General features: G+C 40.2%; 24 protein-coding genes and 2 pseudogenes. 22 read left to right on the top strand and 4 right to left on the bottom strand.

The window, feature by feature from the left end; translation table 11 throughout:
- The first annotated feature begins 83 nt into the window (after positions 1-83).
- From spoIIAA to MUO14_RS01090, 13 genes and pseudogenes are all read left to right on the top strand, one after another.
- Positions 84-437, top strand: a complete 354-nt coding sequence (gene spoIIAA, locus MUO14_RS01150; protein WP_244753259.1) for an anti-sigma F factor antagonist — start codon at positions 84-86, stop codon at positions 435-437.
- Positions 434-874 (top strand): anti-sigma F factor, encoded by a 441-nt coding sequence (gene spoIIAB, locus MUO14_RS01145; RefSeq protein WP_244753258.1) that lies wholly within the window; start codon positions 434-436, stop codon positions 872-874. Before spoIIAA ends, spoIIAB begins: the two co-directional genes overlap by 4 nt.
- A 10-nt stretch (positions 875-884) precedes the next feature.
- Complete coding sequence (gene sigF, locus MUO14_RS01140; RefSeq protein ID WP_244753257.1) at positions 885-1,628, top strand: RNA polymerase sporulation sigma factor SigF; 744 nt, start codon at positions 885-887, stop codon at positions 1,626-1,628.
- Between the two features lie 555 nt (positions 1,629-2,183).
- Entirely contained in the window at positions 2,184-2,801 is a 618-nt protein-coding gene (locus MUO14_RS01135) for a stage V sporulation protein AA (RefSeq protein WP_244753256.1), read from the top strand.
- Positions 2,788-3,198 carry a stage V sporulation protein AB gene (locus MUO14_RS01130; RefSeq protein ID WP_304654207.1) on the top strand — a complete coding sequence of 137 codons (411 nt, stop codon included), beginning with the start codon at positions 2,788-2,790 and terminating at the stop codon, positions 3,196-3,198. Before MUO14_RS01135 ends, MUO14_RS01130 begins: the two co-directional genes overlap by 14 nt.
- A 13-nt stretch (positions 3,199-3,211) precedes the next feature.
- On the top strand, positions 3,212-3,664 hold the full coding sequence (gene spoVAC, locus MUO14_RS01125; RefSeq protein WP_244753255.1) for a stage V sporulation protein AC: 453 nt from the start codon (positions 3,212-3,214) through the stop codon (positions 3,662-3,664).
- A gap of 12 nt (positions 3,665-3,676) precedes the next feature.
- Complete coding sequence (gene spoVAD / locus MUO14_RS01120; RefSeq protein WP_244753254.1) at positions 3,677-4,687, top strand: stage V sporulation protein AD; 1,011 nt, start codon at positions 3,677-3,679, stop codon at positions 4,685-4,687.
- Positions 4,687-5,037, top strand: a complete 351-nt coding sequence (gene spoVAE / locus MUO14_RS01115; protein ID WP_244753253.1) for a stage V sporulation protein AE — start codon at positions 4,687-4,689, stop codon at positions 5,035-5,037. The genes spoVAD and spoVAE overlap by 1 nt, the downstream gene beginning before the upstream one ends.
- A gap of 22 nt (positions 5,038-5,059) precedes the next feature.
- A complete protein-coding gene (locus tag MUO14_RS01110; RefSeq protein WP_304654206.1) occupies positions 5,060-6,526 on the top strand; it encodes a spore germination protein in 1,467 nt (488 codons plus the stop codon).
- Between the two features lie 109 nt (positions 6,527-6,635).
- Complete coding sequence (gene lysA / locus MUO14_RS01105) at positions 6,636-7,946, top strand: diaminopimelate decarboxylase (protein WP_244753252.1); 1,311 nt, start codon at positions 6,636-6,638, stop codon at positions 7,944-7,946.
- A pseudogene (locus tag MUO14_RS01100) lies at positions 7,943-8,292 on the top strand (peptidylprolyl isomerase); the annotation flags it as partial. The gene lysA and the pseudogene MUO14_RS01100, both read left to right, overlap by 4 nt.
- Positions 8,293-8,405: 113 nt before the next feature.
- Positions 8,406-8,858: a site-2 protease family protein gene (locus MUO14_RS01095; RefSeq protein WP_244753251.1), complete on the top strand. Its 453-nt coding sequence runs from the start codon at positions 8,406-8,408 to the stop codon at positions 8,856-8,858.
- Positions 8,859-9,100: 242 nt separating this feature from the next.
- Positions 9,101-9,466, top strand: a complete 366-nt coding sequence (locus MUO14_RS01090) for a GNAT family N-acetyltransferase (protein ID WP_244753250.1) — start codon at positions 9,101-9,103, stop codon at positions 9,464-9,466.
- Between the two features lie 32 nt (positions 9,467-9,498).
- Here the strand turns inward: MUO14_RS01090 and MUO14_RS01085 are convergent, their stop codons facing one another.
- The 4 genes from MUO14_RS01085 to MUO14_RS01070 all read right to left on the bottom strand — a co-directional run bounded on the left by MUO14_RS01085 (position 9,499) and on the right by MUO14_RS01070 (position 14,516).
- On the bottom strand, positions 9,499-12,102 hold the full coding sequence (locus tag MUO14_RS01085) for a YfhO family protein (RefSeq protein WP_244753249.1): 2,604 nt from the start codon (positions 12,100-12,102) through the stop codon (positions 9,499-9,501).
- Entirely contained in the window at positions 12,099-12,500 is a 402-nt protein-coding gene (locus MUO14_RS01080) for a GtrA family protein (RefSeq protein ID WP_244753248.1), read from the bottom strand. Before MUO14_RS01080 ends, MUO14_RS01085 begins: the two co-directional genes overlap by 4 nt.
- Positions 12,436-13,428: a glycosyltransferase family 2 protein gene (locus tag MUO14_RS01075; RefSeq protein ID WP_244753247.1), complete on the bottom strand. Its 993-nt coding sequence runs from the start codon at positions 13,426-13,428 to the stop codon at positions 12,436-12,438. The genes MUO14_RS01080 and MUO14_RS01075 overlap by 65 nt, the downstream gene beginning before the upstream one ends.
- 620 nt (positions 13,429-14,048) lie before the next feature.
- Entirely contained in the window at positions 14,049-14,516 is a 468-nt protein-coding gene (locus MUO14_RS01070) for a DUF309 domain-containing protein (protein WP_244753246.1), read from the bottom strand.
- A gap of 510 nt (positions 14,517-15,026) precedes the next feature.
- Between MUO14_RS01070 and MUO14_RS01065 the strand changes: the two genes are divergently transcribed.
- The 9 genes and pseudogenes from MUO14_RS01065 (at position 15,027) to resA (ending at position 21,737) form a co-directional block, all read left to right on the top strand.
- On the top strand, positions 15,027-15,770 hold the full coding sequence (locus tag MUO14_RS01065) for a segregation/condensation protein A (RefSeq protein ID WP_244753245.1): 744 nt from the start codon (positions 15,027-15,029) through the stop codon (positions 15,768-15,770).
- On the top strand, positions 15,767-16,357 hold the full coding sequence (scpB, locus tag MUO14_RS01060; RefSeq protein WP_244753244.1) for an SMC-Scp complex subunit ScpB: 591 nt from the start codon (positions 15,767-15,769) through the stop codon (positions 16,355-16,357). The genes MUO14_RS01065 and scpB overlap by 4 nt, the downstream gene beginning before the upstream one ends.
- A gap of 95 nt (positions 16,358-16,452) precedes the next feature.
- Positions 16,453-16,937, top strand: a pseudogene (locus tag MUO14_RS01055) (DUF3907 family protein).
- Between the two features lie 352 nt (positions 16,938-17,289).
- Entirely contained in the window at positions 17,290-17,505 is a 216-nt protein-coding gene (locus MUO14_RS01050) for a hypothetical protein (protein ID WP_244753242.1), read from the top strand.
- A gap of 577 nt (positions 17,506-18,082) precedes the next feature.
- Complete coding sequence (locus tag MUO14_RS01045) at positions 18,083-19,174, top strand: D-alanyl-D-alanine carboxypeptidase family protein (RefSeq protein WP_396265785.1); 1,092 nt, start codon at positions 18,083-18,085, stop codon at positions 19,172-19,174.
- Positions 19,162-19,755, top strand: coding sequence for a nucleoside recognition domain-containing protein (locus MUO14_RS01040; protein WP_244753241.1), 594 nt, complete (start codon positions 19,162-19,164; stop codon positions 19,753-19,755). The genes MUO14_RS01045 and MUO14_RS01040 overlap by 13 nt, the downstream gene beginning before the upstream one ends.
- Positions 19,752-20,264 (top strand): spore maturation protein, encoded by a 513-nt coding sequence (locus MUO14_RS01035; protein ID WP_244753240.1) that lies wholly within the window; start codon positions 19,752-19,754, stop codon positions 20,262-20,264. Before MUO14_RS01040 ends, MUO14_RS01035 begins: the two co-directional genes overlap by 4 nt.
- A gap of 135 nt (positions 20,265-20,399) precedes the next feature.
- Positions 20,400-21,128 (top strand): pseudouridine synthase, encoded by a 729-nt coding sequence (locus MUO14_RS01030; RefSeq protein ID WP_244755428.1) that lies wholly within the window; start codon positions 20,400-20,402, stop codon positions 21,126-21,128.
- Between the two features lie 54 nt (positions 21,129-21,182).
- Positions 21,183-21,737 carry a thiol-disulfide oxidoreductase ResA gene (gene resA, locus MUO14_RS01025; protein ID WP_244753239.1) on the top strand — a complete coding sequence of 185 codons (555 nt, stop codon included), beginning with the start codon at positions 21,183-21,185 and terminating at the stop codon, positions 21,735-21,737.
- Positions 21,738-21,754: the final 17 nt, after the last annotated feature.

Here is a 21,754-nt window from a genome sequence, read left to right as displayed (position 1 = left end):
GCTAGTATTGTTTTTAGGAAGGAAAAGCAGGAACAGTTTACGAAAGACTTAAGTGACTCTAAATGATAGAGGAGGAACAGAACTTGAGTCTTCATGTAGATTTTATTGTAAAAGAAAACGTACTGCTAGTCCGTATGGCTGGAGAATTGGATCATCACGAGGCAATTGGACTTCGTGAAGAATGGCAGGCACAGCTTGCACAGAACAATGTAGGTAATGTCATCGTTAATTTAGAGAAATTATCTTTCATGGACAGTTCAGGTCTGGGTGTGATGCTTGGACGTTATAAAGAAATTCAGGCATCAGGAAGTGAAATGGTTATTTGCTCCATCTCACCAGAAGTACGAAGATTGTTTGATCTTTCAGGGATGTTTAAGATTGTCAAGTTAGTTGACAATGAAGATTTCGCTCTGCAAATGTTGGGGGTGGCTTCATGAAAAACCATATGAAAATTGAGTTCCTAAGCGTTAGCCAAAATGAATCCCTAGCCCGTATTTCCGTTGCTGCGTTTATTAGTCAGATGAATCCAACGATGGATGAACTGACAGACATTAAGACGGTCGTCTCAGAAGCAGTAACCAATGCGATTATTCATGGTTATGAAGACAAGCCGGATCAACAAATAACTCTCGAGTGTTCGATGGAGAATGAACAGATTGAAATCATCATTAAAGACAATGGTATTGGAATGGTGGATATCGAACAAGCAAGGGAACCGCTATTTACTTCCAAACCTGAGTGGGAGCGATCAGGCATGGGATTCACCATTATGGAGAATTTCATGGATAAAGTGGAGATCACTTCAGATGAAGGGACAGGCACAACAATTCGTTTGGTAAAGCAACTCACGTCAACACGAGCTCTGGCTAATTAGGGCGATGAGTATGAAAACAGACATTACAAAAGAACGTTTATCCGACAAAGAAGTAAGGGAATTGATAGCGAAAAGTCAGTCAGGGGATCAGGATGCGAGACATTATTTAGTTGAGCGCAACACAAGATTAGTGTGGTCTGTCGTTCAGCGTTATTTAAGACGAGGATATGATCCTGATGATTTGTATCAAATCGGCTGTATTGGCTTACTGAAATCAGTGGATAAATTTGACTTAAGTTATGATGTTAAATTTTCAACTTATGCTGTCCCGATGATCATTGGTGAAATTCAACGATTTATCAGAGATGACGGAAGTGTAAAAGTAAGCCGAAGCTTAAAAGAGACGTATCATAAAGTTCGTGGAAAAAAAGAGGAGATGCTGAAGCAGCTAGGCAGGTCTCCTACTATTAACGAAATTGCTGAAGCCCTCGATCTAACTAGTGAGGACGTAGTTCAGGCGGAAGAAGCCGGTCGCTCTCCTCAATCTATTTATGAAACGGTGTACGAAAGTGAAGGGGACCCGATTACACTCGTTGACCAAATCGCTGAAGAAGATACGCATTGGTTTGAACATTTAACATTGCACGATATGATGAATAAGCTTGAGAAAAGAGAACGGTTAATTATTTATTTACGCTACTTTAAAGACCAAACACAAAGTGAAGTCGCCGAAAGGTTAGGCATCTCGCAAGTCCAAGTCTCAAGACTCGAAAAGAAAATCCTTGAGTATATGAAGGAAACGATGAATGAGTGAAAGTAACCCTGGAGATCATCGTCACTAAATCTTAGTACTTTAAAGAGGATGTTCAAAAAATTACCAAATGATAAAGTGAAACTTCCATCAGTGGGGTTTTCACTGATGGTTCGTTTAGGCCTATACGACGTGGGTCACACAGACCTTGCCGCAGAACGTGGCGACCTTAGTCTGTGTTTCCCTAAAATCGGACATTTACGGACAGTTAATCCTCAGCATAGCTTCTTATTTTCACGACGGTATCTTTGGGGTTTACTGACCGTTCATGCTGGATAAACGTCGCATTTCTTCGTTGCTTGGTTTTTCCGGTCCTCACGTATGGAAGGCATACGCTGTGGGTCTCAAAACGTTCGCACCTCAGACTTCTTGCGATGCGCAAGGAACGTGCTCGTGTCGACGTCGTCCCAGGAGGTCACGATCTTTGTTGACGTTCTCATTCGTCAACTTTTTGAACACACACTTAAAGTTACGCTTTCTAGCGTAGCTTTTTTTGTATGTTTTTTTCCATCCCACACATACTAACAAAGAAATCTTTCAGGGGAGGCGTTAAGCGATATGACAACTCCTGTATATATTCGATTGAGACAATCTATCCGCGTTTCTTCTGGTCATGTCATTCGTGTTAGAGATGTTGCAAAAGTAGCAGGACCAAGCAGTTATAAGCAAATCGTTGAAAGCATGGTTATTCATAACATAGAGGAAAAAGATAAGAATATTGTTGTTATTGATATTCATCCTTTAATCGAGCTGATTTTAAAACGATTCCCACATCTTGAACTAGAAATTATAGGACCAAGCCAATGCGTTGTTCATGTAGAAAAGAAGTTTGCTAAAAAGCCCTCACTTTTTATTGTAACAGCTATTTGGGTGCTTTTATTTATAGGTGCTGCCATGGCAATTATGAATTTCCACTATGATGTCAGTATGGAGGATGTTCAGCAAAAGCTCCATTTTATGTTGACAGGTGAGGAGGAAGAACACCCCTTATGGATTCAAGTTCCTTATTCTATCGGGCTAGGCTTAGGAATGATTTTATTCTTTAATCATTGGTTCCGTAAGAAGTTCAACGAGGAACCAAACCCAATGGAGGTAGAAGTATTTAAGTATCAGGAGGATTTGGATCATTATGTAGCCATTAATGAGAACAAGGTCGAGCAAGATGAAGATCGTTGAAGCAATTATCGGTCTTGCATCTGGGATTGCTGTTGGTACAGGTTTCGTGGCCTTTCTGACCGTTTTAGGTGTGGTGCCACGTTTAATGCAGCTTAGTCATTCTGAATCGAAAATCAGATGGTACGAAGGTGCCGTTTTTACAGGAGTCTTGTTCGGAATTTACTTATCGTTTGGCGATCTTCCTGCCAGTCTCCCTGTTATCGTTTTAATCATCTGGGGACTATTTCACGGGATATTCATTGGGTTGCTTGCAGCTGCATTAACGGAAGTCCTGAATGTCTTTCCCCTATTGTTTAAACGGGTTGGAATTGAAAGTTACTTATTTCCATTACTTATGGCACTCGCTATAGGAAAAGTTGCAGGCTCACTATTTCAGTGGGTATTGTTCGTACGTTAGAGGAGGATCTAAGATGCAATCGTTTGATGCGAAAAATTATAAACAAAAAAGTAAAGATTATCAGCCGAAACCACCTTATTTGATCAATTGTTTAAAAGCATTCCTTATAGGTGGACTAATTTGTACATTTGGACAGCTTTTATCAGTGATGTATATATCATGGTTCGGTTTTAGTGAACAAGATGCCAGTAACCCGACGGTAGCTACTTTAATACTGCTTGCAGCACTTGCGACAGGATTTGGAGTTTATGACCGCCTAGGACAATTTGCTGGAGCAGGTTCGGCTGTTCCTATTACAGGATTTGCAAATTCCATTACATCTGCAGCTTTAGAGCACAAAAGTGAAGGGATTGTTCTTGGAATAGCAACAAACCTTTTTAAACTGGCTGGATCTGTGATTGTTTTTGGAGTAGTAGCAGCCTATGTGTTAGGGATCATACGCTATCTATGGCATTGGTTATTTTAGGAGGAATGAGTTGTGGGACAAGCAGGGAAACAAACATGGACATTTACGAAGCCTGTTTATATACAATCAACGGGTACAGTTGTCGGGCCACTAGAAGGAGCAGGGCCACTTCATAATTTGTTTGATTATAGTTATGATGACTTGCACTGTGGTGAAACAAATTGGGAACTCGCTGAACGAAGATTGATGTCTGATGCTGTTCATTATTGTTTACAAAAAGCAGGTATCGATCAAACAAGTATTGATCTATTATTAACAGGGGATTTACTGAACCAAAATGTAACAGGAAATTACGTGGCAAGGCAGCTTGGGATCCCGTTACTTGGCATGTTTGGGGCATGCTCGACATCAATGGAGACTCTTGCTACAGGAGCTGCGCTTATTGAGGCAGGTTATGCAAAACAGGCAATTGCAGCTGTCAGCTCCCATAATGCTACAGCGGAGAGACAGTACAGGTATCCTACTGAATACGGAGGTCAAAAGCCGAAAACAGCTACTTTTACTGTAACCGGTAGTGGCGCTGCCTTATTATCCACCCAACCTTCGCCAATTCGTGTAGAGGCAGCTACGATTGGACGTGTGGTGGATTACGGCACGAACGATCCATTTGATCTAGGTTCGGCTATGGTACCCGCCGCCTGGAGTACCATTAAAGCTCACTTCGAAGATATGGGAAGAGTGCCATCGGATTATGATGTAATTGCTACGGGGGATTTATCAAGTGTTGGGACACCGATCTTGCGAGATATGCTAAAAAATGATGGTTATGATGTAGCTGATGTACATGATGACTGCGGTCTCATGGTCTACCATAGTGACCAACCTGTATTTAGCGGAGGGAGCGGCTGCGCCTGTTCTGCGGTTGTTACCTATGGAAAATTAATTGATGATCTAAAGCAAGGAAAATACAAACGTATCCTTGTCGTAGCAACGGGAGCGCTAATGAATCCTATGATGATACAACAAAAAGAAACGATTCCATGCATAGCCCACGGCGTCGTGCTTACGAAGGAGGATAACTAATGGAATTTCTCTGGGCGTTTGTCGTAGGCGGCGGAATTTGTGTGATAGGGCAGCTGTTACTTGATGTGGCTAAATTGACCCCTGCACACGTCATGTCCACTTTCGTAGTGGCAGGGGCAGTGCTGGATGCGTTTGATTTATATGACAACTTAATTAGATTTGCTGGTGCAGGGGCGACCGTACCGATTACAAGTTTTGGACATTCGCTTTTGCACGGAGCAATGGATCAAGCGGAGGAACACGGCTTTATCGGGGTAGCTATTGGTATTTTTGAGCTAACATCAACCGGTATTGCTTCTGCAATTTTATTCGGATTTCTAGTTGCACTTATTTTCAAACCTAAGGGGTAAGCTAAATGGAGGAGGTGGGATAATGTCGACACAGAAAGAAACTCCAATCGTAATGAAGCTTGAGCAAAATAGAAAGTTGATGAATGAACGCATAGGTGTAGATACTTCTTTTGATGTAGGTTTTCGAAGTATAACGATTCTCGATCATGAAATCAATCTATACTATGTAACAGGGTTATGTGATTCGGCATTAATCGCCCAGATATTACGTCAGCTAAATGATCTTGACGATCAAAAAGAAGGTAAAGATGAAGCATCTAAATACATCCATGATGAGTTAGTACATCAACAAGTTGATGTTGTAGAATCGATAGATAAGTGTATAACCCAGGTTCTATCAGGACTTATTGTTATTTTTGTAGAAGGGGATGCGAAAGCCTACATCATTGATGTACGGTCTTATCCAGGGCGTTCACCTAAGGAGCCGGATACTGAAAAAGTCATTCGCGGGTCAAGAGATGGATACACAGAAAACATTATCGAAAACACAGCATTAACGAGAAGGAGAATTCGTGATGAACGTCTTCGTCTTGAAATTATGCAAATTGGAGAACGTTCAAAAACAGATATCTGTGTATCCTATATTCAAGATATAGCCGATCCAGGACTGGTTAAATTATTAAAAGAAGAAATAAAAAACATAAGTACGGATGGCTTATCGATGGCTGATAAATCAGTGGAAGAATTTCTAGTAAAACAAGGCTATAACCCCTTTCCACTTGTACGTTATACGGAGAGACCTGACGTAGCGGCATCTCATTTATTTGAAGGGCACGTACTCATCATGGTGGACACTTCACCAAGTATGATCATTACTCCTACAACCTATTTCCACCATGTTCAACACGCAGAGGAATACCGGGAAGCACCAATGATAGGAACGTTTGTAAGGTGGATCCGCTTTTTTGGGATATTCGCCTCGCTATTCTTACTTCCTTTATGGACATTGTTTGTGATCGAACCGGAGCTTCTGCCAGATAATTTAGCATTTATAGGTCCAAATGAAGAATCAACTATTCCGATTGTCGTTCAATTGTTACTGGCAGATTTAGGTTTAGAAATGTTAAGGATAGCAGCGATTCATACACCTACCCCTTTAGCAACGGCCATGGGTTTAATAGCAGCGGTTTTAATTGGACAAATAGCTATTGATGTTGGGATGTTTGTTCCAGAGGTGATTCTGTACATTGCTGTGAGTGCAATTGGATCTTATTCCACACCAAGCTATGAGCTTTCAGTAGCTAATAAACTCGTTCGTGTGGTGTTGCTACTTATTACAGCTATATTTGGATTGCCAGGTTTTGTAGTTGGTGTAACAGCATATATCCTTTTCTTAGCGAGAACAAATTCATTAAATATACCTTACTTATGGCCATTTATACCTTTTAACGCGAAAGCATTGATGGGGATTCTTGTTCGTTTATCTGTTCCGCTTGCAAAAATTCGTCCAAGTATTGTGCATCCGCAAAACAACAGACGTAAGGGGTAATTTAATTGCCACTGCTTTAAAGTTGTGATAAATTAAAAATAATTTGAAATGTTCCTTTTCCTCAAAAAAGGAACATTTTCTTTTATTAAGGGAGGAAAGGCGGAGCGTAATGAATCGCACGATCAATGATAATGGACAATTATTAATCGGAGGTATCCCGGCTAAAGAGATAGCAGATGCTTATGGAACTCCTGTATACGTATATGATGTAGATCGGATTCGTAGAAATGCAAGGGCGTTTGTACAGACGTTCAGGGAACATGAAATCCCTGCACAGGTTGCCTATGCCAGTAAAGCATTTTCCTCTATAGCTATGCTGCAAGTAGCTAAAGAAGAAGGTCTGAGTTTGGATGTTGTTTCAGAAGGGGAGTTGCATACAGCCCTTGAAGCTGAGTTTCCGGTTGAGAAGATTCATATGCACGGGAACAACAAGAGCTTGGCTGAACTCGACATGGCAGTGGAGGCTGAAATTGGCTGTATTGTTGTTGATAATTTTTATGAAATTGCCTTGTTGTCTGAACTTGTAGAGCAGAAAAACTCAACGATGGATGTATTGCTGCGTGTCACCCCAGGGATTGAGGCCCATACCCATGACTATATTTTAACTGGGCAGGAGGATTCGAAGTTTGGATTTGATCTTTCCAGTGGACAAGCCGAGCAAGCTTACAAGCTTCTCCACGATAACAACCGACTTCATGTAAAAGGGTTACACTGCCACATTGGCTCGCAAATCTTCGAAACAAGCGGCTTCACGTTAGCAACACAAAAGTTATTTGCAACAATGAATGATTGGCGGGAGAAATTTCAATTTACTGCTGAAGTTCTTAATCTTGGTGGAGGTTTTGGCATTCAATATACAGAAGAGGATGACCCACTAGCACTCGACCAATATGCGTTAGCACTGATTGAAGAAGTCAAGCTTCAGTCATCAAACATGGATCATCCTATGCCGGAAATATGGATTGAACCCGGCCGAGCAATTGTAGGTGATGCTGGAGTCACTCTTTACACATTAGGCGCGATCAAAGACATTCCGGGCGTCCGTACTTATGTGTCCGTAGATGGCGGTATGACTGATAATATTAGACCGGCTCTGTATCAGGCCAAATACGATGCTGTTCTGGCTAACCGTATGGACGAAAGCAGGGCAAGGGAGTATGCTATTGCTGGAAAGTGCTGTGAGTCAGGAGATATGCTATTATGGGATATAGAGCTTCCAGAAGTAGAACACAATGATTTGCTAGCTGTCTTTAGCACAGGGGCATATGGTTACTCCATGGCTAATAATTATAACCGTTTCGGAAAAGCAGCAGTCGTATTCATCGAAAATGGAATGCATCAACTTGTCGTGCGCCGTGAGAATTACCAAGAGGTCACGAGACTCGACTTAACCTATAACAACCAGGGGGAATTGAAATGAAACAAGCAACGATCAATTTTGAAAATGGAGAAAAAATGACAATTGAAATGTATGAAGAAGCAGCACCGAATACAGTAGCAAACTTTGAGAAACTTGCTAACAGTGAATTTTACGATGGATTAACTTTCCACCGAGTGATTCCTGATTTCGTCATTCAAGGTGGGGATCCAGAGGGAAATGGTACAGGCGGCCCCGGCTATACAATTAAATGTGAGACAGAAGGAAATCCGCATAAGCACGAACGTGGTTCATTATCCATGGCTCACGCTGGCAAAGATACGGGGGAAGTCAGTTCTTCGTTTGCCATTCACCACAGCCTCATTTGGATGGTCGTCACACTGTTTTTGGTAAAGTTATAGATGGTGTTGAGATTGTTGACCGTGTACGTCCTGGGGATGTTATGCATAGTGTAAGAGTGGAAGATAAGTAAACTTCTTTCGCTTATGAAAGGCATCACCCATGATTGAGCTTTTAAGTTGTTTGCTATTTGTTGTAGCCCCTTTAGGACTTTTCATTCATGAACTAGGTCATACCATCGTTGGCTTGTGGAGCGGGGCAGAGCGTTCAAGTCTGTCGCTAGGTATCGGTCCGACCCTATTTAAATGCAAAATCAAAAGATTGACAGTTCAGCTACATTGTATCTTTTTTATAGGCGGTTATTCTTATAACGAAAAAGAAGTAAACTTTACCCCAAAGCAGCAAGCGATGATAAGTCTAGGGGGGCCTCTTAGCAACGCAATTTGTGCAGCAATCTTATATATGAGTGACCTGCCACAACAAGGTCAAGTGTTGCAGCTATTCTATTTGTTTAACCTTTATTTAGCGCTTGTAAATATGATCCCTTTTCGTTTAAAGGGACGTGAATCCGACGGTTGTCGATTTCTAAGAGGATTGACAAAAATAACGGGTTGAATCTTATGAGAAAATTATGTATGCTATGCCCTAGGTCTTAACACAAGTGGTGGAGGAAACCTCATGAGAAAGAAAAACTGGATCCTATTTTCGATATTACTCACATTCAGCCTGTTATGGGGATTCTATTATTGGTTTGTTATCGTTATGTAATCACAAAGAACCATAAGGCTTTATATTAAAAAACGTTTTATTTGCGATTTGGAAAGATGAAACGTTATTTTTATAATCGAGGGGTTATTATGTTCATTCGATATAAAAAATCATTTAAAAAAATTGCTATGGGACTTCTTTCTTTTATGCCTGAATGCAAAGATGTGAAAAAGCTTCAGGAGATTATTAGTGAATACGAGACCAATTCAAATTGGTATCTATTCTTGTGGAAGGAAGAAGACATTCTTGGCACTATTGGAGTGCGAATAGAAGGAAGGGAAGCAGTGATCCAGCACGTATCTGTCAGCCCTTCTCATCGTAACCTTGGCATAGGCAAGAAGATGTACAATCATGTATGTAAACACTTTGAGAAAGAATATCTTGTATGTTCAGATGAATATACGGAGTCATTCCTTGAAAAGTGTGACATGGAAAGTTCATCATCAAGTGTATAAAAAAGGAAAGGGGGTGTCTCATGACACCCCCTTTAATTTATGTTCTTGTTAATCTGTCTGGGTCTCTTATTCCTAACAAATAGAACACCAAGTAAAATACTTACGATGGTTAAGATTAAAGAGATCTTAAAAAAGGGAGGGTAATAAACTAATTCAATATGATTGATTCCCTTCATGATAGGAAATCCCAAAAACGAATAATTCACCTTTTCTAACGGCTGCTGGACATTGTTTATTTTGACTTCCCACCCTTTTTCAAAAGGGATGGGCAACATCATATAACGATTATTACTCTGGTTATTATAGGTGATCATTAGTTTATTACCGTCCCAGCGTATACGATCTGTACGATAAGCTTCTTTTTTCGCCATTTCTAAGGCTTGATAATTCTCCCTAAATAATGCGAGATCTTTTAGAATGTAATTTCCCTTGGGAACGCGGATCTTAATTTTATCAGCTTTTTTCACACGGATGGTAAGGTCGTCGACATAGGTTTTATAGATGGACTGATTGTGCTTGCGTGTTGTTCTATAGTCATTAACTTTTACTGCAAACCCATCGCTTTTGGCTAAACTTTCAATATGAAAGCTTACGTAATAGTCTTTCGTATCCGTCTTGGGTTGATTGATGACAAGGTCTAGGCCGCCTGTTTCATCTGTCACTGCCAATTTATTGTCTTCAAATGTGGCACCGGCTGTTTCAATCGTTGTCTGGTTGATAATATTAGCCACCTCAGGTAATTCGGTGTTTGTCGGCTGTATATCGGCTACGATCACTCCTTCCAACATGGCCTGTTCTCTCGTAAGAACCGGAGCGTTCTCCATATCTTTTTCAGAAAAAACTTGATTAGTTGTACGAACGAATGGCAATATATTAGTATTTTGATAAATGGCGTAATCTTCGGATTCTAATACTTTTTTGAATCCATATGGGATAGTAGCCGTATTATCTTTTTCCCTCATCATGTATTTCCCTTGAAACAGGCTGTATAAGTTCGCCCGATTGCCAAGTGTTGCAAAACGGCTGACACTTTCCCTACCCATATCAATGTGTAAATCATATAAGTAGAGGTACAGAAGATTCTGATTGAGGATGCTTGAATAGGCACTCATTCCATTGAAATTTTGGACAATCGGGGTGTTGTTTAAGGAACGAACCTTCCAATCGATTCGATAAAACGGATCGGATTCTTGCTTTTTCACTTTCTGTAGCAACGTACGCTGCTCTTCTCCGTTGTATTGCTCACTTAACAAATAGCTTTTTGATACTTGGTCGACGCCAGCTATTTTTGAAATCACATATTGAGTACCATTAGCGAACACGACATTGGTTAGTAAAACCCCTGTGCATAAAAGCAGATACCATACTTTCTTTTGTTTCCAAATAAAAACAAACGTTAACGTGATAGTTACTAACATGAGGAGTATTGTCCCGAGAACCGGAACGGTATGGCGATCTAGTGAATGATCTGAAAAAGAAACGACAAGGTAAGTAGTGATTACCAGAATGCTTGCGACTGCAACTTTCCTTGTACTTATTTTGTTTATATGTTGTAAACCTGCAGAAACTGCTCCTCCCATCATGAAGGATATCAAGTATTCCCAGCGGTACTGTGGCGCAGAAAAGCCATTAAAAGCACTTGCCACAAGTGGGCTAAAATGAAGCAGAATAAAGATGGCACTTATCAGGGCAAACAATCGAAATATAGGAAATTTATATAGAGAAAATGTAAAAAGAAATAGTAAAAAGATCGCAGGTACAAGAACATAGGGACTTGTAAATAAAATATTATATGGAAAGTCAACGATCTTAATGGAAAATGGATAAGGAGGGCGGTGATTATGAAAGTAGCCATAAACCGCTGGAATAAATGCGACCGCACTGATCCCAAAGCCGATTAGTCCGCTTCCAGCATATAATTTTAATTGATTCCACCTGCTAATTTCGTTCGTTTGTAAACGGATCATCCATCGGAACCCAATATAAATTCCAATAAAAATCAGATTAATATAGGCGAAATAAAAATTGTTAAAAAGTGTGATAGCCACTGCAACAATAAACAATCCAGACCGCTCTTCACGAATAATTTTTTCCACGCCTAAAACAAGCAAGGGGACCCAGAGCATCGCATCCGCAAAAAACTCCCAATACGTCACATGTCGAAAGTAGATGACCGATAGTCCATAAACGCTAGCCCCTGCGAACGCAGGCAGCCAATCACTTTTCATGTATCGAAACACAAGTGTGGTCATCAAAATAATCATTGTTAGCCGACAAACGCTTATGATCACGGCAGCCTGTGCCCAAAAGATAATATCCGGGGTTCCAATTAAATGAAGTGATTCAAGTAAAAAAACTACAGCTGTAGTGATGATGAAAACGAATGCAGTCGAGAAATAAAAGGCTAATTGACTGTATGTCCCGCCTCCTAAACCATATTGGTAAGAGTAAAAAAAGTTCCCGGTTGTATATTGCTCATAAAGAAGCTTTTTAAATGTCACCATCTGCTGTAAGCCGTCATTTGGTCCAACCATGTATCTGTCTTGAGTCCATTCTTTCAAGAAGAACAGATGGGCAAGAATAGCAAGGACAAGACTGCATGCAAATAGGATTAAAAAACTATGCTTTTTTTTCATATAAAATCCCCGTTATTCTTTAAAATTTTCCCCGTTATAATAAAAGTTAGGGGGACGGTAATGAAAATAGATAGAACCGGAGCAATTGTGCTATTAATACGGAGGTTCTCAACAAAAAGATACACAAAGAAAGAGGAAACGGCTATGTTAAAGAGTTGTGTTAACGGAAATTGTAAGAACTTTGATAAAGTTGGCCGCACCTTAAAGGTATAATAAGAATTTAAAAAAAATGAAATAACCAAACTGATTAAAGAACTCCCTATATGGGCTGTCATATAATCAATTTCTATCATCACATGCAGTAATAAATAGACCATGTAATAATTAAGGGTGTTAATAATCCCCACTACGATGAACCTTATAAATTCTCGGTTGATTACCTGCATAGCTTTCTCCATTTTTTATATTTGTTTCTTGTATTAGATAATGTGGCCGCTTTTTTGTTTCGTAGTAAATTCTCCCGATATATTCTCCAATTACACCAAGACTGAGTAATTGAACGCCACCAAGTAAGAGAACCGCAGAAATGGTTGTGAAATAACCATGTTCAGTGATGCCATTGTTCATAATCAGAATTAAATGGACAAAAATATAGACAAGGGAAAGTAACAAAATCAAGCTTCCTGTATAGAAGCACACTCTGAGTGGTCTATTATTAAAGGAAATAATACCGTCAATTCCGTAATTTAGTAATTTTGACAGGGACCATTTTGTTTTTCCATTTTGCCTTAGTACATTGTCATAGTGAATAATTTTCTGATCCAAACCGATCCAAGAAAATAACCCTTTTGAGAAACGGTTTCCTTCATTTAACATTAATAGGGCATCGACAGCTTGGCGGCTTAAAAGTCTAAAATCACCGACGCCATCTTTTAAATCGACATCAACAATCCTATTGATAAGACGGTAGTAAAGGGAGGAAAGAATTGAACGCAGCGGCCTATCCCCTTTTCGATTCCGCTTAGCAATGACCTGGTGATACCCTTCTTCGTATCCTTTAAGAAATTCTTTTATTAAATTACATGGATGTTGTAGATCGGCATCCATGACAATAACTGCTTCCCCCTTGACATGTTGAAGGCCGGCTAAAATAGCTACTTCTTTTCCAAAATTTCTGCTGAACGAGATATATTTAACCTTTGATGTGTTTAATACCAGTTTTTTAATATGGAATAATGTATCATCTGTGCTTCCATCGTTAATAAAGATAACTTCATAATCATAATCGATGTCTGTACATTCCCTATCCAAAGCTTTATACATAAGTTCAATATTATTTTCTTCATTAAATGAAGGAATGATAATTGAAATAAGACGGGATTTCATTATTGCACCTGCTTTTACTGTTTTGCTTTTTGTATTTAGTGGGAAATATAATCGCAGTTAATGCTTTGAATCAATCTATCTAAGTATAGTCTGTGTTCGAATCACTTCATTATACAAAAATCCTCAAGAGAAAAGTTTGCTATAAGTGTGTGTTCAAAAAGGTTGACGAATGAGAACATCGACAAAGATTGTCACCTCCTGTGACAACGTCTGTGTGACCCACGTCGTGTAGGCCTCAACGAACCATCAGTGAAAACCCTACTGATGGAAGTTTCACTTTATCATTTGGTGACTTTTTGAACATCCTGTTATAACAGATCACTATTTGTACTGTGTACTATTCCTATACAAATAGGCATTTTAAAATCGCAACAGTGAAGGTTGTGGCGGCAGAATATTCGTTCATTAAAGTTTAGGGTTCACAGTGACTTCACACTTCAAGTGAGGCTAAATGCTGAGGTATTCAAGAAGTGAATGCTAGGAAGTTTTTATTTGAGGACACTTTTGACCCTAGCGCATTTGTGCATAGGGTCAAAAAGTCATCTTACTATTCTTTAGTGTTTAAAGTAGGTAAGCTCTTTAAAAACCTCTTCATCATGACTTTACTAGGGTTCTAACGCTCATCTCCTGCGCCTTTTATGTTTATCAATAAGGTCAAGATTTGTTAAGTCACTAGCGGTTCCATAACTTACTCCCCAGATCAAGCAAAGCTGTTTCACCTCTTTTAATAATGCTGGATCAGAAAGGGGCAGGTCGACACTTATATACCCCTTTTGCTCGACGATCCGGCTTTTTATGTATAAGGCCTTTTGAATGAGTAAATCTGACTGAATGCCGAGAGAAGTTATTTGCTTTTGACTGTCTTTCAATTTTTCCAGTGTTCTATTAATCAGAGTGTATGCCCCCGTCAAATTTCCTCTTCTAAAATGATACAGGCTGACAGCCAGTTGTATGAGACATACCCAGACAGACTTTCTGTTTCCAGGTTCTGTCTTTTTCCAATGATCCTCTAAAACCTCATGACATTCAAAATAGTCTCTTGTGCCATGGAAATGAGCCAAATATTCTATAAAAGCTTTTGGATACATGATGATCTCTCCTTGTAGAGGATGTTCAAAAAGTCACCAAATGATAAACGGCGAATTTCTTCGTTGCTCGTTTTTTTCCAGTCCTCACGTATGAAAGGTGTTACGCTGTGGTCCTCAAAACTTTCGCGCCTCGAACTTCTTGCGCTCACTCTTTCTGGGATTAAGATGTTTGATCTTACTCCCTGCCTTATATAGTTGACATTACTTAGGATTAAACTGCTACGCCCCATTTTCATCCATTGTGGTGTCTGGCAGGATATGGGGGTTTTGAATACATACTTGTAACTTATTTTACTAGTATAAATCGCCAAGGAACAAGTAAAAAGCAGGGACGATAAAAATCATGTTAACGGGTGTCGGATTTTCTGGTAACATTATGATAGAAAAAAGGAATCGGCACTTACGCTGACTGTAGAAAAATGGAGAGAAGCATAGTTGTGCCCTAATTCTACAATAGGTGTCCAAACACTAGAGCTTGCTCTTACGTATTTATAAAAAAGGACGAATAATATGACAGAAAGCTATCAAGTGAAGTTAGATGGTTTTGAAGGACCTCTTGACTTATTGCTTCACTTAATAAATCGGTACGAAATCGATATTTACGATATACCTGTATCTAAAATAACAGAGCAGTATATGAATTACGTTCATGCCATGCAAGAGCTAGAATTAAATATGGCAAGTGAATATTTAGTGATGGCAGCGAGCTTACTTGCTATCAAAAGCCAGATGCTTCTGCCCACCATTTCGAGTGATGAAGAATTAACGGTGGAAGAGGAAGAAGACCCTCGAGATGAATTGATGAACCGACTGATCGAATATAAACGCTATAAAGAAGCAGCAGAAGAGCTTAAACAAAAAGAGTTGGATGCGAATAGGATTTATACCAGGCCGGAGATGGATTTAGCTGATTATGCAGAAGAACAAGGCGTAACAGAAGGCGAGGCCTCTGTGTATGACATGATCGCAGCAATGGGAAATATTTTGAAACGAAAAAAAACAGAACAACCTAAAGATGCAACTATAAAAAGGGATGAAGTCTCCATTCGTGTGAAAATGGATGATATTTTGAAACAAGTCGATGATATAAAAGAGGGACTGCGCTTTTCCGAATTATTTGCTGAGCACTCTAAACCACAAATGGTGGTAACATTTATTGCAATCCTTGAGTTAATGAAAAGCAAGGAAGTAACCTGTATTCAAGAAAGTCATTTAGAGGATTTAATTGTATTTAAGATGGAGGAAACACCATGAATGTGAACCAACAAAAAGCGCTAATTGAAGGATTGCTCTTTGTCTCAGGGGAAGAGGGAATTACGAAAAAGAAATTAGCTGACTTGTTAGAGCTTACGAACGCTTCTCTTGAGACATTGCTTGAGGATCTGACGACGGACTACCAGCAGATAGAACGGGGGGTAACGATGATGGACTCAAATGGAACTCTACATTTGACGACAAAGCCAGAACATGCTCCCTATTATAAAAAACTCTTAGACACGAATACGTCTACTCGTTTGTCTCAAGCAGCATTGGAGACGCTTGCCATTATTGCTTATCGTCAACCTATTACTCGAATAGAGATTGATGATTTGCGGGGAGTGAAAAGTGATCGTGCCGTACAAACATTAGGAAATAGAGGGTTGATTGACGAAAAAGGAAGAAAGGATGCCATCGGTAGACCGGTTTTATTTGGGACTACAAAAGATTTTCTCACTTATTTTGGATTAACGTCTATCGAGGAACTCCCACCGCTTAAAGAAATCGAACAAAACCCTGACGTTGAAGAAGAAGCGGATTTATTTTTTGAGAAATTTAATGATAAAAGTTCAAATGAAACATAGTAAATGTGTTACGGTACGGATTGTAATAACACCAACTTTATAAATAGGCATGATGTAATAAGAGTTACTTTTTTATATTTAAATAGGAGGCGACCATGAGTCAGCAAATGATAAAAGCACGAACGAATGAAGTTCACGAATTTCTGAATAATGTCGTGTTTGGTGTAGACCATTATTTGAATACACATTCATTAAAAGATCTCATTGAAGAAGGTGGCAGCCATGAAGTGGATTATTATAAACAAATATTAAAATCCTTAAGACGTTTAAACGTATTTTGTGATGAAGCGAGGGATAAATTATCTGTATTCTTACAGGCGCCATCCTTCCCGGAGTCCTCAGCTGAAAAAACATTATATGGTATTTACCATCAATGTGTAGGTGAGTTTTTTTCTCCAAAGGGGATACTTGGTTTGAAGATAGTCGAGCGTCTTATACAGGGGGACATTCCATTAGATTCGTTTATGAGCCGCCCGTTTCCCTGATGGCATTGTTTTCTTCACTGGAAAATTTATTTCAGAATATCCGGGAGGAACTCGATTTTTATGAGACCTACGAACAGGTGAAGCCATTAAGATAATACGAGAAGTAGTTAGAAACCTGGAATTCACACTTCCTGGTTTTCTTTTTTATATTTGGATTTTTTCATACTCGAATCAATTTCATAATTGCTTTTTTAAAAACTTCAAAGACTGGCAGAATATAAGGCTCTTTTCTGAAAAGGTTCAAACTGGATTCTTATCCAACAGATTTTAGTTTCCGTTTTTATAAAGAAGTTTGATCACTTTCTATCCATGTTGCTTCACACCGCCCCCTTATCCTGGAGAATCAGCTCTGAGACACCTAGGTCCGTTAAGGTATGAGGGCTCGGGGGGGGGGGTGACTCGCTTTCCTGAGGCGCGACAGGACGTAGGGTCGTTCGGCGTTGAAACATGTCCCACACGACGTGGGGTCGTTCGACGTTGGCACAGGACGTGCCGAACTTAGTCGAACTTCCTCTATTAGGTTTTAGCCGAACATTATCTAAACAGCAAGCCTCCTCAGGCGAAGTCTTCCGGGATCTCGCCGTTTCCTCAGACCCCACCTGTTTTGTGATGAACGGAGCCATTCGCATTCCGAATGAGTCTCCAATGTTTCATCCATCATGATGTGGCATAATAACCGCGTTACAGAGAGATTTTCAGCTCTCTGATAAGAAGTTCTTCTGTCGTTTTGGGTGACTTGTGCACCTGGAGTGTTTCCGTTCTTCTCACAAACACAATGAGGCTCGGGAGATTGCGAGACTCCTGTGGGATGAACATGACAGGTGAGACCCCGGAGGACGGAGTCCGAGGAGACTCAGCGCATGCCTACGGAAAGCGAGTGATTTCCCGGACCTCCTTCTCCATTTAAGGAAACGGAAACCTATCTCGAGATGGAGTCTTCCAGTTTACTGCCCTTAACCTAATAAAAATGATTTCAAATTTCCTACTTGACTAGATTGGGGAGGTACTTCCTTTTTTAGATTTCGAATCCCCCGGGGCACAAGGGACTTAAATTATGAAATTGATTCACTCGGGAAAATAATAATTTTAATACCGTTCTCTAACCGATTTCAGGTGAACGATTCTTGTCGGATGTCTGGCCGGGGAGCTCGGCGCTTTGTTTCTTTCTCTATCTTTTTCATAAGCTTGTATCTTGTTGCATAAAGTTAAGCAAATGAATAGGTTAGGAGGAAGACCTCTCTTGAGAAGGAATATTCGTTTGATCATCATTGCTTTGTTTACTGCTTGCTTACTCTTTCCACAGGTTGCGAATGCAAGTCCGTCTATATCTGTCTCGGCGGAACATGCCGTTCTTTTAGATGCCAATTCGGGACGAGTTCTTTTTGAGAAAAAAGCCTATGATTCTTCACTAATTGCAAGTACGACCAAGATCATGACAGCTATTATTGCGATCGAATCAGGAAAGTTGTCGGAAGAGGTGAAGGTGAGCGAGCTAGCTACTAGAACGGAAGGCTCGTCTATATACTTAACAGAAGGGGAGAAGATCCCACTAATTGACCTCGTATATGGTTTAATGCTGCGCTCTGGAAATGACTCGGCTGTTGCGATCGCTGAACATGTAGGTGGCAGCGTGGGAGGGTTTACCTACTTGATGAACCAGAAGGCTCGATGGCTTGGAATGCAATCTTCCCATTTTGAAAACCCGCACGGGCTCGATGGTGAATCTCATTATTCAAGTGCATATGATTTAGCGTTACTTATGGCCTATGCGATGAAAAATGAGACGTTTAGCAAAGTAACGGGAAGTGAAAAGTTTAAGTCTGATAACCGCTCTTATCCATGGCAAAACAAAAACAAGCTGCTTACCAGGCTTTATGATCACACTACGGGAGGGAAGACCGGCTTCACGAAGAAGGCTGGACGAACCCTTGTCAGCAGTGCGGAAAGGGATGGTATGGAACTGGTTGCGGTAACGTTGAACGCGCCAGATGATTGGAAAGATCATGAGCGAATGTATGAGTATGGGTTTGACAATTACGAAACCTATCAACTTCAAGAAGAGGGATTTGCTGTTTCAAACGGAAACGAATACTATCTTCCTACTGATATTTTTTATCCATTAACGGAACAGGAGAAGAAACAAATGGAATCAGCCTTCCATCCGTCCCCTTCTATGCAAGACCCCCAGTTGGCGGGAGTCCGTTATTTTCAGATCGCTGACCAATCATTAGTTCAAACAGCTGTATGGAAGGATCGACCGTATGGTTCTTTTATAAGTGAATGGTCCGCTTATTTAAAACGCATTACGGGGGTGGTACCTTGGTCAACTTAATTTGGGTATTCCTTGCGGTAAGTGGAATTTGTTATGCTGCCTTTAACGGAACAATGGATAAAGTTAATGAAGCTATTTTTTTGACAATTGAAGAGAGTGTCATGATTACATTAAGTCTCGCTGGTGTCCTTGTGTTTTGGCTGGGATTGATGAAGATCGCTGAGGAAGCAGGGTTATTATCGGGGCTGGCTAAATTATTTAAGCCTGTAGTAAAGCGGATTTTCCCAGACATTCCTGAAAATGATCCTGCTTTAGGATACATTCTATCTAATATGACCGCAAATATGTTTGGGTTAGGAAATGCCGCCACTCCAATGGGACTTAAGGCAATGAAAGAGATGAAAAGGTTATCAGGATCAGATCAGGCCAGCCGTTCTATGATTACGTTCTTAGCCATTAATACTTCTTCGCTCACACTCATTCCAACAACTGTGATTGCGATTCGAATGAAGTATGGTTCTGTTGATCCTACAAGTATTGTTGCGGCAACTATTTTCGCCACAGCGATTTCCACGATTGCCGCGCTTATTATTGATCGCTCTTTCTACTACTTGCGTAAGAAGGCTGGCCGCGCGTTATGAGTATATGGCTCATTCCTGCTGTCATCCTAATCGTTCTTGTCATGGCTACGATTAAACGGGTACCTGCCTATGAGGTGTTTGTGGAAGGAAGTAAAGAGGGCATACAAATCGCTGTTTCATTGCTTCCTTTTTTGTTAGGAATGATGGTTTCGATAGCGATTTTCCAGGCGTCAGGCGCAATGGATGCCGTACTGAGTTTAGTTAAACCACTAACCTCGCTTTTTGCTGTTCCTGAACAAATTTTGCCTTTGGCATTAATCCGGCCTATTTCTGGCACCGCGGCATTAAGTGTAACCACGGAGTTAATCCGCACATTTGGGCCGGATTCCTTTATTGGACAACTTGCCTCAGTCATGCAAGGCAGTACCGATACGACGCTCTATATAATCACCGTTTATTTTGGAGCTGTCGGAATAAGAAGAATGGGCGATGCATTAAAGGTTGGACTTCTTGCTGATTTAGTTGGTATAATAGCATCAATTGTCATCGTAATCATCCTGTTTGGATAAAACAGGATGATTATTTTGTTTTTTTATGATCAATGCTTGTATAATAAAGTTGACAAGCCACGCCGTTTAAAAGCGTGGCTTCAAGTTATGTAGTTAGTAAATTAAGAAAATGAGGAGGACGGTCCTATGGCCAGTATGGAACGTCTGCAAAAAGTGATCGCACACGCCGGTGTTGCTTCACGTAGAAAAGCAGAGAAAATGATTATCGATGGAAAAGTACGAGTGAATGGAAAAGTTATCAAAGAGCTTGGAACAAAGGTAAGTTCAAATGATGATGTTGAAGTGGAAGGGGTTCCTCTAACGAAAGAGGTGCCAGTCTACTACTTGCTTTATAAGCCACGAGCAGTGATTTCAAGTGTGAAGGACGATAAGGGAAGGAAGGTAGTCACCGACTTTTTACCAGAAGTGAATGAGCGTATCTTTCCGATTGGGCGACTTGATTATGATACCTCAGGAATTTTGCTGTTAACGAATGATGGAGAACTTGCCAATCTATTGATGCACCCTAGTCATGAGGTAGATAAAGTATATATTGTCAAAACAAAGGGCATTCCTGATAGTGAACAGCTTAAAAAGATGAAAAAAGGACTTACTATTGAGGGAGAAACATTTAAAGCTGTCCATACGAAATTGCTTTCTTCAGATGTTAAGAAAAACAATGCGATTATACAAGTCACATTGCACGAAGGAAAGAACCGTCAAATCAGAAAAATGTTTGAGGGGTTAGGCTATCCTGTCGATAAATTAAAGCGCGAACGTTACGGATCATTAACTTTACAGGGATTGAATGCCGGTGATTACCGTCCGCTTAAGCCGCATGAAGTAAAACAGCTTCGTCAAGCAGCTGAAGAAAATGTTAAATAATATTCAAAATTTGCTTTGTCGATCAATGTTATAATGATCACAGGAGTGAGTGCTATGAAAGAAAAAACTTTAAAGAAAAAGAAAAAGCGATTAATATTCAGAACCGGCATGCTGGCTGTCATGGTTGGTTTAGTAATTTTTGCATTAGTATCCAGCTTTAATAAAGAGAAAGCTGTCGTAGCTGAAGGAGAGCCAGCTCCAGATTTTCAATTAGAAAAGTTTGGTTCAGATGGAGAAACAATTGCGCTTAGCGACTTAGAAGGAAAAGGAGTGATGATTAACTTTTGGGCTACTTATTGCGAACCGTGTAAGGACGAAATGCCGTACATGGAGAAACTTTACCCTGAATATAAGGAAAAGGGCGTAGAAATACTTGCAGTGAACTTAGATTCAACTAACCTTGTTGTTGAACAATTTCTAGACAAGTATGGGATCACCTTCCCTATTCTCCAAGATGAAAATGGACAGGTAATGAACAGATATAACGTGGGGCCCATCCCATCTACATTTTTCATCAGTCCTGAAGGGAAAGTTGTGAAGCATGTCGTAGGGCCGCTTACCCTGGATAAGTTGGAAGGATATTTGCAGCAAATTACTCCTGAGACATAGAGTCTATTTCGAAATTG

Source organism: Halobacillus shinanisalinarum, from assembly GCF_022919835.1.
GTDB classification, from domain to species: Bacteria; Bacillota; Bacilli; order Bacillales; family Halobacillaceae; genus Halobacillus_A; species Halobacillus_A shinanisalinarum.
Note: the sequence above shows the minus strand (reverse complement) of the source record. Positions and strands in the feature narration are given on the sequence as shown.